General features: G+C 50.7%; 13 protein-coding genes. 6 read left to right on the forward strand and 7 right to left on the reverse strand.

Going from position 1 to position 15,110, the window contains the following annotated elements:
- The first annotated feature begins 98 nt into the window (after nt 1-98).
- The gene (locus ACG2E4_RS09040) at nt 99-1,328 is read left to right on the forward strand and encodes an MFS transporter (protein ID WP_395276335.1); all 1,230 of its coding nucleotides are present in this window, start codon (nt 99-101) and stop codon (nt 1,326-1,328) included.
- Between the two features lie 244 nt (nt 1,329-1,572).
- Here ACG2E4_RS09040 and ACG2E4_RS09045 read toward each other — a convergent pair whose 3' ends face one another.
- The gene (locus tag ACG2E4_RS09045; protein WP_395276336.1) at nt 1,573-2,076 is read right to left on the reverse strand and encodes a cupin domain-containing protein; all 504 of its coding nucleotides are present in this window, start codon (nt 2,074-2,076) and stop codon (nt 1,573-1,575) included.
- 210 nt (nt 2,077-2,286) lie between these two features.
- Here ACG2E4_RS09045 and ACG2E4_RS09050 point away from each other — a divergent pair, with 210 nt between their 5' ends.
- The gene (locus ACG2E4_RS09050) at nt 2,287-2,499 is read left to right on the forward strand and encodes a cold-shock protein (protein WP_310686388.1); all 213 of its coding nucleotides are present in this window, start codon (nt 2,287-2,289) and stop codon (nt 2,497-2,499) included.
- 394 nt (nt 2,500-2,893) lie between these two features.
- On the opposite strand, the gene ACG2E4_RS09055 is transcribed toward ACG2E4_RS09050, so the two are convergent.
- The 4 genes from ACG2E4_RS09055 to ACG2E4_RS09070 form a co-directional block, all read right to left on the reverse strand.
- Entirely contained in the window at nt 2,894-4,738 is a 1,845-nt protein-coding gene (locus ACG2E4_RS09055; RefSeq protein WP_395276337.1) for a response regulator, read from the reverse strand.
- Between the two features lie 159 nt (nt 4,739-4,897).
- Nucleotides 4,898-5,338, reverse strand: a complete 441-nt coding sequence (locus ACG2E4_RS09060; protein WP_395261357.1) for a SufE family protein — start codon at nt 5,336-5,338, stop codon at nt 4,898-4,900.
- 296 nt (nt 5,339-5,634) lie between these two features.
- The gene (locus ACG2E4_RS09065; RefSeq protein WP_395276338.1) at nt 5,635-6,897 is read right to left on the reverse strand and encodes a PAS domain S-box protein; all 1,263 of its coding nucleotides are present in this window, start codon (nt 6,895-6,897) and stop codon (nt 5,635-5,637) included.
- 175 nt (nt 6,898-7,072) lie between these two features.
- The gene (locus ACG2E4_RS09070; protein WP_395261359.1) at nt 7,073-8,236 is read right to left on the reverse strand and encodes an acyl-CoA dehydrogenase; all 1,164 of its coding nucleotides are present in this window, start codon (nt 8,234-8,236) and stop codon (nt 7,073-7,075) included.
- Nucleotides 8,237-8,406: 170 nt separating this feature from the next.
- Between ACG2E4_RS09070 and ACG2E4_RS09075 the strand changes: the two genes are divergently transcribed.
- Both ACG2E4_RS09075 and scpA read left to right on the forward strand, forming a co-directional pair.
- Nucleotides 8,407-10,431, forward strand: coding sequence for a methylmalonyl-CoA mutase family protein (locus ACG2E4_RS09075; protein WP_395276339.1), 2,025 nt, complete (start codon nt 8,407-8,409; stop codon nt 10,429-10,431).
- A gap of 79 nt (nt 10,432-10,510) precedes the next feature.
- Nucleotides 10,511-12,655, forward strand: coding sequence for a methylmalonyl-CoA mutase (scpA, locus tag ACG2E4_RS09080; protein WP_395276340.1), 2,145 nt, complete (start codon nt 10,511-10,513; stop codon nt 12,653-12,655).
- Between the two features lie 68 nt (nt 12,656-12,723).
- Here the strand turns inward: scpA and ACG2E4_RS09085 are convergent, their stop codons facing one another.
- A complete protein-coding gene (locus tag ACG2E4_RS09085) occupies nt 12,724-13,023 on the reverse strand; it encodes a type II toxin-antitoxin system RelE/ParE family toxin (RefSeq protein ID WP_395276341.1) in 300 nt (99 codons plus the stop codon).
- Nucleotides 13,020-13,253 (reverse strand): hypothetical protein, encoded by a 234-nt coding sequence (locus tag ACG2E4_RS09090; RefSeq protein WP_395276342.1) that lies wholly within the window; start codon nt 13,251-13,253, stop codon nt 13,020-13,022. The genes ACG2E4_RS09085 and ACG2E4_RS09090 overlap by 4 nt, the downstream gene beginning before the upstream one ends.
- Before the next feature lie 310 nt (nt 13,254-13,563).
- On the opposite strand from ACG2E4_RS09090, the gene ACG2E4_RS09095 reads away from it, so the two are divergent.
- Nucleotides 13,564-13,935 (forward strand): endonuclease domain-containing protein, encoded by a 372-nt coding sequence (locus ACG2E4_RS09095; RefSeq protein ID WP_395276343.1) that lies wholly within the window; start codon nt 13,564-13,566, stop codon nt 13,933-13,935.
- A 68-nt stretch (nt 13,936-14,003) separates the two neighbouring features.
- Nucleotides 14,004-15,089 (forward strand): methylmalonyl Co-A mutase-associated GTPase MeaB, encoded by a 1,086-nt coding sequence (meaB, locus tag ACG2E4_RS09100; protein ID WP_395276344.1) that lies wholly within the window; start codon nt 14,004-14,006, stop codon nt 15,087-15,089.
- Nucleotides 15,090-15,110 lie beyond the last annotated feature (21 nt).

The following is a 15,110-nucleotide window of genomic DNA, read 5'->3' on the forward strand; positions in this document are numbered from 1 at the left end:
TAGTGGTGGATTCCTTTATGTTTAACGCATTTAACCGTATCTTTGCGGCTTGTTGAAAGATCGTTAAATATATACACAATCCCGTTTTACACAACATAATGAGTTACCTCACATTTGTCCTCAAAGAACGGCGGCTGCTGTCATTTGGACTCTCATTCACCTTTTTTTCCAGTTTTGGACAAACCTTTTTGATCTCCCTGTTTGTTCCCTATTTCCTGCAGGAGTTTCAGCTTTCCAATGCCGGATTTGGCTCGCTCTATTCGGCCGCCACCCTTACCAGCGCTGCCGTACTTCCCTGGCTCGGCAAGTGGATTGATCATATTCCACTCCGCCTATACAGCACCTGCGTGGCGGTCGGGTTGGTAATCGCCTCATTTATGGTGGCGATCTCGTGGCACGTGGGACTGTTGTTTGTGGGGTTACTGCTGCTGCGCCTGGCCGGACAGGGATTGAGCAGCCATACAGCCCAAACCGCAATGGCCAAATTTTATGACCATCAGCGCGGCAAGGCGCTCAGTATCTCCAACCTTGGCTATCCCATCGGGGAAGCGATTCTGCCGCTGGGGGTTACCGCCCTGCTCACGGTGTTCCACTGGCGGATGACCTGGGCTACAATTCTGCTGATTATCGCGTGCATCATGATCCCGTTTATCCATATCATCCTTCGCAAGGAGGAGGGCGAACTCGAGGAAGACAACCAGACTGTCTCTCAAAACTCCGACGCCGACTACTCCTACATGCGGATCCTCAGCGACTATCGCTTCTATTTTCTCTTTCCCGCTGTACTGCTGCCCCCGTTCTGGGCTACCGGCTTTTTCCTCTACCAGGTATCGGTGGCCGAATCCCTGGGGTGGACCGCCACCCTCATCGCTTCCGCCTTCGTGATGTTTGCGGTCGCCCGTATTTTATCGTCACTTGGAGTGGGGCCGCTAATCGACCTGTTCAAGGCCCGTACCATCTTTCCCTATTACATGCTGCCGATGGCCGCCGGATTTGTATTTGCATTCTACCATCCCGGTTCGTGGTCGGCCTTTGTCTATATGGCGCTGCTCGGGGCTACAATGGGGATGGGCGGTGCCATAAAATCGGCCTTGTGGGCAGAGCTCTACGGAACGAAAACGGTGGGCACCGTACGCAGCATGTTTTCCGCCCTCATGGTCTTCAGTTCTGCACTGAGTCCCTTCATGATGGGCTGGCTTATCGACAACGGCACTCCCATGACTACGATCCTTTTCTGGGCAGTGATAACCACGCTGGTGGGGACGCTCCTGGCGATGTGCGCCTTTTCGTCACGGGTCCGCCTGTTTTTCAGCCGGCTGACCAGGTAGTAAAACCTGGCGTTCTCTTATCGCGGGGCAAATGCGATGTCGCATCAAAGCTGTGGATCGGGCTGCCCTACATTTCGCACGGGAACCACGGCATCCTCAGACAGATGCTAACTCACGATCTACCAGGAACTTGCTAGGCTAACCCGGATTTCTTGGCGAGAAATCCGGGCTAAACGGGGCGTTCATTTTTAATGTACAAAAATGAACAGGGGAAGCTGATTGGGAAGTCCAAAAAGGGAACAGGCTATTCCCAATATCCCAGCAACGGTTCCCGTTCGCCCGAAAGGGGGTCCCGTTCCGGCAAGGGGACCGATCGTATATTTTTCAGAATGCGGGACCGCTCCCCGGACCTGCCGGTACACAGGTCCCACGACTGCCCCTCGGGATAGGCTCCCACGACCTGGAAACCCGGAGAACTGCTGATCCTGCAATGACCAACTCCGGCGGGAATCACCACGGCGTCTCCCGCCCCAAGCTGCATCTGTTCTCCCTGCGTCCCACCAAACTGCACCTCAGCCGATCCCCCGGTTACCACCAGAACCTCGTGCGCCGTACTGTGATAGTGGGGATATGAATAGATGCCGTTGACCCAGGCGCCCTTCCACTTGTGCCGGCCAAGCAGCCTCTTTACGGCCCCGGGATCCCCTTCCGCAGACTCCAAGACGCCGGGATACACCAGCAGCGGCAGACTCGGATTATTGGGTATAGTTCCGTCATCATCAAAAAAGTAGGGGCGGCATTCTTTCATCGGGAAATTCATGTTTCAATAACTATTTCAGCGAATAACATAGCATCTCCGGTACTGCATTCCCAAAAAATTAACGCTCTGATTCATAAAAAGTAGGGAATCCCCAAAAAATATTTTATACTAAGACGTCTGTTGGGGGAATTTTACCATATTTACTCCCAAAGAAGACGTTTGAACAGTAGTAAAGAAGTTAAATTTGGAGTATTTATTATGGCAGATAGAGAAGTTGGAACCGTCAAGTGGTTTCACAACAGTAAAGGATACGGATTTATTTCCCGAGAAGAAGGAGAAGATATCTTCGTACATTACAGTGAAATCAATATGGAGGGATATAAAAAGCTTGAGGAAGGTCAGCAAGTCGAGTTTACTGTAGCTGAAGGTGACAAGGGGCTACAGGCTCAGGAGGTGATTCTCCTCGATTAGAATCAATAGTAATATTTTTGAGCACCATGGCCCTCATGGTGCTTTTTATTTTTTTGGAGACATGGCATACGCAACGCTGCCAGAGCGGTGAAAGAATATCGTACGTGGGATTGGGGTTATGCGAACGCCGCCTGCAGGCAAGCGTTTTCACGTTTATGCCCCCTGTGGCGGGCGGCATTGCGCTTCGTTTTGGCGTCACCACAGCCAGCGATTCCCCAACCGGTGCCAGGTTATTGTCTGCCCGTATCTTGTACGAGGGAGATACGAGCAGGCCCTACTTCAAATTTTTCTCTGGGGAAAGTCTTTACTTACAGAGAGCTTTGCAAAACCGCTGTTTTGGCCCAATATCGTCATTTTTGATCTTGACCAAAGCTCTTGGTTTTTCAAAGCCTTCTTACAGGTAATTTCCATCCTCGTTCAGAACGTGCTGCTCCAACTTGCTTTTCAATTCGTTCGGGTTGAACGGTTTCGTTATAAAATCGTTCATGCCGGCGGCAAATACCTTCTCCTTTACCTCCTTGAGTGCCGCAGCCGTCAATGCAATTATCGGCACCGAACGTTTGTGCACCTCATCCAGCATCCGGATCTGCCGCGTTGCCTCATATCCATCCATGTTGGGCATCTGCAGATCCATTAACACAATGTGATAATTGTTATTTTTGATCTCCCTCAGACACTCCTCTCCATCCCCGGCCACAGAAATTTCCATCTCCCAGCGATCCAGGAACCGCTTCATCACTTTCTGATTAATCGGGTTATCCTCCACCACCAGGGCTTTGACACCCTCAAGACTGTTGACGCGCTGGAATGTTGAAGTCAGTCCATTCGTCTCTCCCTCCTTTTCATCGGCGATCTCGAACTCCAGGTCAACGTAAAAGGTGCTTCCTTCCCCCTTTCTGCTCTCGATATCTATGGTGCCTCCCTGCAGCTCTACCAGCTTCTGGGTAATCGAAAGACCCAGGCCGGTTCCCCCGAAAACCCGCGTGGTATCGGTTCGCTCCTGGGTAAAACTCTCAAAAATGTCGGCCTGCTTCTCGCGTGCGATGCCCACGCCGGTGTCAGAGACCTGCAATTGTACGCGAACCCGGTCTTCATATTGCTCCCTGCATTTCACCCGGATCTCAACCGCTCCCTGCTCGGTGAACTTGACCGCATTGCTTGTCAGGTTGTTTAGGATTTGTGTCATCCGGGCCGAATCACCGCATATCAGGTCGGGGATATCCTCATCAACGTCCGCTTTTAACACAATATCTTTCTTTCCGGCGGTAAACTTGAAGCTTTCGATGACCTCGTGCACCAGCCGCCGAAGATCAAATTCGGCATGCTCAAGTTCAATTTTCCCGGATTCGATTTTGGAAAAATCCAGGATGTCATCAATCAGTGCCAAAAGCGTCTTGGCAGAGAAGTCCAGAATTTCGATCTGCTCAAGTTGATCTTCCCGGGGATTGTCCTTGGCCAGCAGGTTTGTCATTCCGATAATCGCGTTCATCGGCGTTCGTATTTCATGGCTCATCGTGGAGAGAAACTCCGATTTCGCTTTCGATCCCTCCTCCACACTGGCTTTTGCCTTTTCCAGCTCGGCCAGGTTCTCCTCCAGCTCCTTTTTCTTTTTGTTGAGCTCGGCATTGAGCTCTTTCTGCTCTTCCAGCAGCTGCCGGGTCTGCTCCTCGGCCCGCTCTTTCGATTCGGAAAATGAATTAAAGATCATCCAAGTGGAGATGAAAGCTGCCGAAAGCACGCTCCATTTAATGAGCCAGTATCCCTCGGATGTAAAGTAGATCTGGTCAAAAATGATGTAGTCCAGCACAAAATAGGAAAGTATGGAAAAACCGATACCGGCATTGCGCAGCACATTTTTATCCTTGTCAAAAAGCAGGATGGAGAGACCGCTGGCGGGAATAAAAAAGGTTTGGATAAGCATGTTGGTGCCAAACACCGAGCTCAGGATGACTATCGCCACGTCCACATAAATAATCAGCAGCAGCTTAGAGCTGTTTTCATATCCCTGCCTGGCCAGAATCGGGATAAGCGTAAACGCGACCGCCTCGCATAGAAAAAACCAGGAGAGGGATACCGACCGGTTGAGGTGGAAGGCGATCAAAAACACGATACTGACCCCGGCCAAAAAAAAGGAAACCGAGTTCAAGACGATCAAACTGCTTTTGCTGATGACATCCCGCCGGTTTTCCCTGAGGTCGAGCCCCAGCGCATATTTCTTAATTGCAGATAGAGTACCCATCGCCTGTTCGTTGTTCATTTTATGCACAGGGAGAAATAACAAAGAAAAAGAAACCGCGCAAACTTATTTAAGGCATCTTAATATTTTCCTTGGGCTGCATGTTGCTATTGCCCTGCGAACCAACGACTTCGCGCTATTGTGTTTTGTAGATGATTTGGTTTAATTCGCGGCCTGCTGGTCAAGCTTGGTTTTGTATGCCATGGCGTAAATTTTCATCTGTTTTACCATCGATGCCAGGCCGTTGGATCTTGTGGGAGACAGATGCTTCTCCATCCCGATTTTTTGGATAAATGCGGGTTTTGTGGATATAATCGTGTCCGGATCCTGGCCAGAGTAGAAACGGACCATCAGTGCAACCAGCCCCTTGGTAATTGCGGCATCACTGTCAGCCTCAAATATTACCATGCCGTCATCGAGGTGGGTATGCAGCCATACCTGAGACTGGCATCCGCGCACCAGGTTTTCTTCAATTTTATATTCTTCATCAAGAGGGGAGAGCTGACGACCCAGTTCAATGATATACTTGTATCGCTCGGTCCAGTCGCTGAGCGCCTGAAACTCGTTTATAATTTCTTGCTGTATTTCCTGAATATCAGACATAAATATAAATATCCACAGATCATTTTGTTTCCTTACAAGATAAGAAGAATTCTGATCGATGTTTAGCCCGTATTTCTCACGATAATGCATGCAAAAGTCATGTATCCTGATGGCAGGCAGTATCTTACCTCATATTTTACGGCCTTTTTACTTGACAGGGTGTAAAGGGTCTGTCCTTCAACTGCGTTAAAGGGAACATCACCTGCTCATCGTACAACAGTACGTCTGCACGGCCATTTCCCCTTTGCCTCGCTGAAGAACAAATTTCTTGGTGAAAAATCCAGGCTGATGCAAGACTAAACGGCCGGTTCGGTTTGAGGCTTCAGGCTTACAGCTCCACACACGCAAACGACCGACTGACGGCTGTTGTCCCACTCCGGCTTGGCATAATCGATGATCTCCACATACTCATCTTCGGAGGTGTGAATCCGGTAGTTGCAGGTACAACTTTTCCCTTTCAACACGTTTTGATAGTGCTTCCGGACCTTTTCCAGGTCCTCCTGGTGGATAAACTCTTTGTATCCCCCCTCTTGCCGTACCAACTCGGCCGAAATACCGGTAAAGACCGGAAACTCTTCGGAAACAGCTTCAAAGATCGGTTCGCCATTCATCAGCTGCAGCCGATATGTGAATTCCGACGCCTGTCTCATGAGCCGATCAAACTCCTGATTCCGGCGCTTCAAGGTTTCCATAATCCGCTTCTGCATGGTGACATTGAGAATTTCAGCCCGGATCAGCGTCCCGTCCTTCAGATCCAGGAGCCTCGTATCCCCCTCTATCTGTATCGGGACCCCGGTCTTGTGGCGGATAATGCCCTTGAAATGTCGGCCGCCAAACCGCTCTTCATCCGCTCCCTGGTCAAACCGGCTTTTGAGAGAATCGCGATATTTTTGGGGAAACAGGTCCCACACCTTTATCTGCTTGAGTTCATCCTTGCTGTATCCGACCAGCTCTCGAAACGATTTGTTCGCCATCACGATGTTTCCCTGCAAATCCACGTCCAGGACTGTTTTGTGTGAAGCCTCCCGAAGCTCGTCAAACTCACGCTGGGTATCCAGGAGTACCTCCTCGGCTCGTTTCCGCTCGGTGATGTCGTGCTGGTACGAGACCCAGTGTGTTATATTGCCCGCCGCGTCGGTAAGCGGGTGAATATCCCACTGATTTACAAATTCGGATCCATCCTTCCGGTAGTTGACCGCCTGCCCGAAAAATGACTTGCCCGCCTTAAGGCGCTGCTTCAGTTTATCGAGCACCTTTCGGTCGGTCTTCGGCCCCTGCAGGATGCGGGGGGTCTGGCCGATCGCTTCCTCCCGGCTGTACCCTGTCATCCTGGTGAAATCCTCGTTCACGTACACAATACGGGGACCGGGTTCATCCAGGTTCAGTTCTGTGATCAGGATCGAGTCGTAGTCATTCTTGATCGCCGACTCCAGCAGATTAAGATCGGTTTTATACCGCTCTTTCTCGCTCTCCAGTTCTTTAAACAGCTCTTCCAGCTGCTTTTGGGATTCTTTGTCTTTTCCAAGGTTCTTAATCTTTTCTTGCCAGTTCGACGCCATTGTTCGATCGTTTGTTCTCTATTTCGGGTTCAAGCGGAAGGAACAGTAATACCAAATCAAATCATTCCATACAAACTAATTTTTTGGCAATGAATTTCGTTCCATGGCGAAAAAGGCGGGGCGCCTTCAGTACATCAACAGCGGGAACAGGATGGAATGAAACTTCCAGACCTCATTATTTGATCAGCAGTTTGGCAATGGTATTGAGCTGCATGTTTGAGGTCCCCTCGTAAATTTTCCCAATTTTCGCATCCCGGTAAAACTTCTCCACCGGGTACTCCTTTACATACCCATACCCACCAAAAAGATCTATAGCCAGTGAAGAGACTCGTTCAGCCACCTCCGAAGAGTGGTACTTGGCCATCGCCGCCTGTTTGGTAAAATCCTGGTCCTGCTCCTTGATGCGGGCGGCGTTGTAGACCAGCAGCCGCGCCGTCTCAATATCGGTGGCCATCTTTGCCAGCTGGAAGCGGACCCCCTGAAACTCAGATACCGCCTGTCCAAACTGCTTTCGCTGTTGCGTGTAGTCCAGCGCGGCATCCAGGGCGCCCTGCGCGATGCCCACCATCTGCGCCCCGATGCCGATGCGGCCTTCATTCAGCACCTCCATGGCCACTTTATAGCCTTTGCCCGGTTCGCCCAGGATGTTCTCTTTAGGCACTTTGCAGTCCTCCAGCAGCACCTCGCAGGTTGAGCTGGCACGGATGCCCAGCTTGTTTTCTTTATTTGAAACAGAAAATCCGTCAAAATCCCGTTCCACCACAAAAGCGGTGATCCCCTTGTAGCCCGCCTCGGGATTAAGCGTGGCAAAAACGATGAAAATGTCTGCCTCCGCCGCATTGGTGATCCACATCTTGGCACCGTTTAGCAGGTAGTGGTCGCCCTGCTCCTTGGCAGTAGTCTTCATGGCAAAAGCGTCGCTGCCGGATTCCGCCTCCGAAAGACAGTAGGCGCCGACCTTCTCGGTAGCCAGGCGGGGAAGATATCGCTCATTGATCTGCTCGCTACCCCAGCGCAGAAAGGCGTTGTTGACCAGCGTATTTTGCACATCCATGAACACGGCGGCCGAGGCATCCACTTTGGAGATCTCCTCAATCGCCAGGATAGACATGAAGAAGCTGCCGCCGGCGCCCCCGTACTGCTCGGGAATTTCGATCCCCATCAGGCCCATCTCAAAAAATTCCTGCATCAGGTCGGGATCCAGCTTGGCCTGTTCGTCCATCTGCTCCACTTTGGGCTTGATGGAGGCCCGGGCAAAGTCAGCGGCGGCCTCTTTCAGCATGCGTTCATCTTCGGTGAGATTGGTAAGTGGCATCATCTCTTGTTTAACCTGGTCCATAAATAGATGATTAAAATGTGGTGAGTTTCCCTATTTTATTTTGAACAAAACCGGAAGAATGATATTCATTTTCCTGCTGAGTTGACAACTTAATATGAATCAATCCCCAAAAACTGCTGTTATTATCTTAGAATGTGACTGTTTATCTTTCATAAAAATCACAGGTGATTATGGGAAATAAGGAGATCGATACCGGGCAATCACTCTTTGAGGAGTTTCCGCCCGTCTCAAGGGAAGAGTGGGAAAAAGTAATTGAAGAAGATCTTAAAGGCGCCGACTACCGGCAGAAACTGAAATGGGAAACCGGTGAAGGTATCAACGCCCTGCCTTTTTACCGGCGCGAGGATATGGATGAACTCGAGCATACACGTCCCGTGCCCCCGCCCGACAAAGAGAAAAACGAGTGGCAGATCTGCCAGCCCATTTTTGGGCAGGATGTCACCCGGGCCAATGAAACCGCCCGCAATGCCATCGAGCGCGGTGCTGAGGCACTGCAATTCCAATTTCATGTGCGGCGCACCGAGGGCGGTCTGGGGGGCGACCTGCAGGGAACAGCCATCCAAAGCCAAAAAGATTTCCGGGAATTGTTGAACAAGGTTGCCTTGGAAGATGTGACCCTCCATTTTGATTCAGGCCTTGGCACGCCTGTGCTTATGGCGTTGCTCCACAATGAACTGAAGCAACGCAATGTACATCCGGATTCCGTACAGGCTACATTTTTGTACGATCCCTATTCCTACATCGCCATCCACGGTCAGCTGCCCAAGCCGGAAGGGCGATTGCTTGATGAAGCGGCCCAGATGGTCTCATTTTGTGATCAAAATCTGCCGGGCGTACGCTGCCTTGGAATTGACGGGCGAACCTGGCACGAGGCCGGGGCGACCATCACGGAAGAGCTGGCACTGGCACTGGCAACCGGCAGCGAGTACCTGGCCAAACTCTCTGAACAGGATTGCCCGGTGGATGCCATCGCTTCTCGCATTCACTTTAGGCTTCCCATAGGCAGCAACTATTTTTTGGAGATAGCCAAGTTCCGTGCCGCCCGAGTCCTTTGGGAAAAAGTAGTAGAAGCTTATAAGCCTGACGAAGAAAAATCGTCACAAGCATACATCCACGGGGAAACTTCTCGCTGGAACAAACCGGTTTACGATCCCCATACGAATATGCTGCGAACCAGCACTGAGGGGATGTCGGCCGCCATCGCAGGGTGCGATTCGCTCACCATCAATCCCTTTAATTTGAGCTACCAGCAGCCGGATGAGTTCGGTGATCGTATTGCCCGGAATTCCCAGATCATCTTCAAGGAGGAAGCCTATCTTGACCAGGTGTATGATCCCGGGGCGGGCTCCTACTATATTGAAATGCTGACCGACAAGATTGCAGCTGCAGCCTGGCAACAGTTCCAGGAGATCGAAAAGCAGGGCGGTATTTTCAAAGCTCTTAAACATGGTACTATTGCTACCGTGATCCGGGGTTCTGTGGAAAAACGAAACCGTGCCATTGCCGAACGGGGACGCATTTTTGTGGGCATCAACCAGTATCCCAACCCGGATGATAGAATGGCCGATAAGTTTGATTCCGAATACCGGGCCGTTTCCCTGAAGGAGTCGGATCGCGATGTGGAGATTGACGAGCGACGGATTGTGGATTCGCTGGCGGACCAGTTTGAGGCCGGCTCACAGCTGGGCGATGTTATTCCGGGCCTGTTCGATCACGGCAAGCAGCTGTTCCGGGCCATTCAGCCCTACCGCGGCACGGAACCGTTTGAAAGGCTGCGGCTAACTACAGAGCGATATCCTGAAACCCCGACAGTGCTGATGCTGCCGCTCGGTGACCGCAAAATGCGCAAGGCCCGCTCCACATTCGCCGCCAACTTCTTCGGCTGCGCAGGCTACGATATTGAGGATCCGCTGGGTTACGAAAATATTGAGGAAGCTATAACAGCAGTTAAGGAGCAGCAGCCGGATATCGTGGTTCTGTGCAGCTCCGACCAGGAATACACCGAACTGGTTGAGCCACTGTGCAAACAGCTTCAATCTCTTGACAAACAACCGATAGCAGTACTGGCCGGCGATCCCGGGGAGCGGATTGAATCCTACATGGAAGCGGGTATCGAGGCTTTTATCCACCGAAAATCAAACGTACTGGAAACACTCAAAGAGTTCCATCAGAAACTCGGAATCGAACTTAATTAAAAATGAAGAATGAAGAATTAAAAATTGGAACTGAGCAATCCACCAATTCTTCATTTTTAATTCCTAATTTTTAATTCCTATGAGACCTGACTTTGCCGACATCACTTACGAATCGACCTTTCCCGGAAACGGCCAAAGTCCGCCGGACAAGACGGCAGAAAAGTGGGAAACGCCGGAGCAAATCCCGGTCAAACCATTTTATTCGGAAGAAGACCTCGAAGGCGTTGAACATCTTGACTACGCGGCCGGCGTTCCGCCCTATCTCCGCGGACCGTATTCCACCATGTATGCGCTCCGGCCGTGGACCATTCGCCAATACGCGGGTTTTTCGACTGCGGAGGAATCCAACGCCTTTTACCGAAAAGCGCTGGCCCAGGGGCAGAAAGGGCTCTCCGTGGCATTCGACCTGGCCACCCACCGCGGCTACGATTCCGATCACCCGCGCGTGACCGGCGATGTGGGCAAAGCCGGCGTGGCGATCGATTCTATCCTGGATATGAAGATCCTGTTCGACCAGATTCCGCTGGATGAGATGTCGGTTTCCATGACGATGAACGGGGCGGTGATCCCGATCATGGCGTTTTACATCGTGACGGCCGAGGAGCAGGACGTGGCCAAAGAGCAGCTGGCAGGCACCATCCAGAACGACATCCTCAAGGAGTTCATGGTGCGCAATACCTACATCTACCCGCCCAAGCCCTCCATGCGGATTATCGGCGATATTTTTGAATATACCTCCAGGTATATGCCGAAGTTTAACTCCATCTCCGTCAGCGGCTACCACATGCAGGAGGCGGGTGCTACCTGTGATATTGAGCTGGCCTACACGATGGCCGACGGGCTCGAATACCTGCGCACCGGGCTGGACGCCGGGCTTGATATCGACGAGTTTGCCCCGCGGATTTCCTTCTTCTGGGCCATCGGGATGAATCATTTTATGGAGATCGCGAAGATGCGCGCCGGGCGTATGCTCTGGGCAAAATTGGTGAAGCAATTTAATCCTCAAAATCCCAAATCGATGTCGCTGCGCACACACAGCCAGACTTCCGGCTGGAGCCTGACCGAGCAGGACCCGTTCAACAACGTGACGCGTACCACTATTGAGGCGATGGCCGCGGCGCTGGGGCACACACAATCGCTGCACACCAATGCGCTGGATGAGGCGATCGCACTGCCCTCCGACTTTTCGGCGCGTATCGCCCGCAACACACAGATCTACCTGCAGGAAGAGACCGGCATCACGCACGCCGTGGACCCGTGGGCGGGCTCCTATTATGTTGAGTATCTCACCGACCGCATCGCCCGCCGTGCGTGGGAGCTGATCCAGGAGGTGGAGGAGCTGGGTGGCATGGCCAAGGCTATTGAAACGGGTCTGCCGAAGATGCGGATTGAAGAAGCCGCCGCCAAGAAGCAGGCGCGCATCGATTCCGGCAAGGACACCATCGTGGGCGTCAACAAGTACCGGGTTGACAAAGAATCACCGATTGACATTCTTGAGGTGGATAACACGAAAGTCCGCAACAACCAGCTCCGCCGCCTCGAAAAACTGCGCGACGAACGCAACGAGGCCGAGGTGCAATCAGCACTTGATGCGCTGACTGACGTGGCGGAATCCGGCAATGGCAACCTGCTGGAGACCGCCGTGGAAGCCGCCCGCAAACGGGCGACCCTCGGGGAAATCTCCGATGCTATGGAGAAGGTGTTCGGACGTTACAAGGCAACCGTAAGATCGATATCAGGCGTGTATTCTTCAGAAATAGACAAAGATCAAAATTTTAAAAAAGCCCAGCGGCTGGCAGATGATTTTGCGGAGCTGGAGGGCCGCCGCCCGCGCATTATGGTGGCCAAGATGGGCCAGGACGGGCACGACCGCGGCGCCAAGGTGATCTCAACCAGCTTCGCTGATCTCGGCTTCGATGTGGATATCGGTCCGCTGTTCCAGACACCGGAGGAGGCCGCTCAGCAGGCGGTGGAAAATGATGTACATATTTTAGGTGTTTCCAGCCTGGCAGGAGGACACAAAACACTGGTACCGCAGGTGATCGAGGAGCTGGAGGAACTTGGTCGCGATGACATTATGGTGATTGTCGGCGGTGTCATTCCCAAGCAGGATTATGAGTTTCTCTACGACAAGGGCGTGATTGCCATCTTTGGTCCCGGCACCGTCATTTCGCTGGCCGGCCAGCAGATTTTGAAGGTGCTGATTGAGAGCCGGGAGGAGTAGGATTAGATATTGTGCTGTTGGGGTTGTACCACAGAGTTGCGCAGAGAAGGCACAAAGTTACACAGAGTTTAATCTATAGGTAAATTTTCTGGATTTTTACTTGTATTCCAGAATGTGATTAGCTCAATTTGTGTTCCGGAAAGGCGGTAGTAAAGTACAAGATGTGAATTTATAACACACCGGCGAATTGCTTTCTTTTTTTGAATTTGAGGAAAAAGCTTAAGGTTATCAGCAATGGTCTCCAAAACATCTTCAATACGGTTTAGGAATTTATTTACAACGGTTCTGTTCCATTCCTGCTCAATGTAATCCAGTTGAATAGAGATGTCATCGACTGCACGCGGTGACCATCTGATCGAGTAACTCATTCGGCTGAGTACTTCTTTCTCAACTCATTGATTACGGCATCATGCTCAATTCCTTCACCTCGCTCAAGTTCTGCAAGTCCCTCTTGGATAGCCTCTTGCTCTTCCTTTGCAAGAGCATTCCAATTTTCCCGGTCGCTTCGTTTTATAAATTCTATTTGCTCAAGAATAGCATCATCCTCAACCTCTGTTAGCCAGCGAATCAGCTCAAGTTTTTTGTTGTCTGTTTCCATTGCCACAATTGTTTTGATAACATTTATTTATGTATCATTGTTCTTCAATATGATAACATTTTGTCGATAGAACAACTTTGTAAGTTTCAAAGAAACCATAGGTCGCAATTTCTTTTAGAGCAAATTATTTCCAACTGGGAATGTAGAACTCCTCGAGGGGAGATGATAGATTTTAGCTGTTCCTCAAATCTATCTGAGGGGTGTGAAAACTCCCACTTAATAAAGGACACCTCCCGCTCAAATTCCGAAAACCCGCGGAATCTGTGCACCCTCCTCAAGGAGGGATTTTCAAGTTGCAAAAATATAGAATATGGCTCGAAACGAAATTCTGCCATATAACCCTAAACTAAAGCCGCTGGCAAGAAAGTTAAGGAGGAATATGACGTTCTGTGAGGTATTGCTTTGGCAGAAAATCAGGAAACGAGCCCTGGGTGTTCAATTACATCGACAAGTACCTATTCTTGACTATATTGTTGATTTTTATTGCCATGAATTAAAACTGGCGATCGAAGTGGATGGAGTAACGCACTTGCATCCCGAAGTCAGTGTTTCGGATCTGAATCGTCAAAAAGAAATAGAAAAGCTGGGAGTCCATTTTCTTAGATTTGAAGACATGGAAATCAAAGAAAATATGGATGAAGTTATGGATTCATTGGAATACTGGATCAATAAGAATACCTAACCAAACATATTCTTCGAGTCCTTTCCGGTTAAATATTATGCTGAACTAAAATCCAAGCAAACACCCTATTGTCTGACTCAAAAAATAAAACCGAATCAGCATCCCGAGAACAAGATGGTCTCTCCGACTCCATCAATCCCAGGGGACTGGAACGCCTGAAAAATCGCAGAAAAAAGCTGACAGTTGATGATTACGTGGAAGGCATTCGGGAAGGCAACCGTACTATCCTCAGCCGGGCCATTACACTGATTGAGAGCTCCCGATCGAAACACCGCGAGCAGGCCGAAGAGATCATTGAAGAGTGTCTGCCACATACCGGTAATTCCATCAGAGTAGGTATCACAGGCGTACCGGGCGTGGGGAAAAGCACTTTTATTGAAATGTTGGGCAATCATATTATTGATAAGAAGCAGCGAAAGCTGGCCGTGCTGGCGATCGATCCCAGCAGCACTAAGACCAAGGGCAGCATCCTGGGTGATAAAACCAGGATGGAAACGCTGGCCAATAATGAACATGCTTACATTCGTCCATCCCCGACCGCCGGATCGCTGGGCGGAGTGGCGCGCAAAACGCGTGAAACGATCTACCTCTGTGAGGCCGCCGGCTACGATACCATCTTTATCGAAACAGTAGGGGTGGGACAGTCCGAAACGGCCGTGCATTCCATGGTCGATTTTTTCCTGCTGCTGATGCTGGCCGGCGCCGGCGATGAACTGCAGGGCATCAAGCGCGGCATCATGGAGATGGCTGATGCCATTGCCATTAACAAGATTGACAGCAGTGATCCAATCCAGGTAAAACAGGCGGTGCGCGAATACAAGAATGCACTGCACCTGTATCCCGAGCCGGAATCAGGCTGGGGGCCCCAGGTCACGACCTGCTCTGCGACCACCGGCAAAGGGATTGAGGAAATTTGGGAAATGATTGAGGAGTATATATCCCAAACCAAAGAAAACGGGTTTTTCCGGGACAAGCGGAACCGGCAGTCGCGCAACTGGATGTACGAGACGATCCAAAACCGGCTCTCAGATGAATTTTATAGTGATTCCAGGGTAAAACAAATGCTCGAACGGGTTGAACAGAACGTGTTGAATGGAGAAATAAGCCCATTCAAAGCAGCGAACATCCTCCTGGATCAATTCCGGCAAGTCTGAACATACGCAAATTGTTCAAAA

The sequence above is a fragment of the Halalkalibaculum sp. DA384 genome (assembly GCF_043951955.1).
Classification (GTDB): domain Bacteria; phylum Bacteroidota; class Rhodothermia; order Balneolales; family Balneolaceae; genus JAMQKA01.

Coding starts and splice junctions, on each gene's coding strand:
- ACG2E4_RS09040 (WP_395276335.1), top strand. CDS start 99: ATGAGTTACCTCACATTTGTCCTCAAAGAACGGCGGCTGCTGTCATTT.
- ACG2E4_RS09045 (WP_395276336.1), bottom strand. CDS start 2,076: ATGAAAGAATGCCGCCCCTACTTTTTTGATGATGACGGAACTATACCC.
- ACG2E4_RS09050 (WP_310686388.1), top strand. CDS start 2,287: ATGGCAGATAGAGAAGTTGGAACCGTCAAGTGGTTTCACAACAGTAAA.
- ACG2E4_RS09055 (WP_395276337.1), bottom strand. CDS start 4,738: ATGGGTACTCTATCTGCAATTAAGAAATATGCGCTGGGGCTCGACCTC.
- ACG2E4_RS09060 (WP_395261357.1), bottom strand. CDS start 5,338: ATGTCTGATATTCAGGAAATACAGCAAGAAATTATAAACGAGTTTCAG.
- ACG2E4_RS09065 (WP_395276338.1), bottom strand. CDS start 6,897: ATGGCGTCGAACTGGCAAGAAAAGATTAAGAACCTTGGAAAAGACAAA.
- ACG2E4_RS09070 (WP_395261359.1), bottom strand. CDS start 8,236: ATGGACCAGGTTAAACAAGAGATGATGCCACTTACCAATCTCACCGAA.
- ACG2E4_RS09075 (WP_395276339.1), top strand. CDS start 8,407: ATGGGAAATAAGGAGATCGATACCGGGCAATCACTCTTTGAGGAGTTT.
- scpA (WP_395276340.1), top strand. CDS start 10,511: ATGAGACCTGACTTTGCCGACATCACTTACGAATCGACCTTTCCCGGA.
- ACG2E4_RS09085 (WP_395276341.1), bottom strand. CDS start 13,023: ATGAGTTACTCGATCAGATGGTCACCGCGTGCAGTCGATGACATCTCT.
- ACG2E4_RS09090 (WP_395276342.1), bottom strand. CDS start 13,253: ATGGAAACAGACAACAAAAAACTTGAGCTGATTCGCTGGCTAACAGAG.
- ACG2E4_RS09095 (WP_395276343.1), top strand. CDS start 13,564: ATGGCTCGAAACGAAATTCTGCCATATAACCCTAAACTAAAGCCGCTG.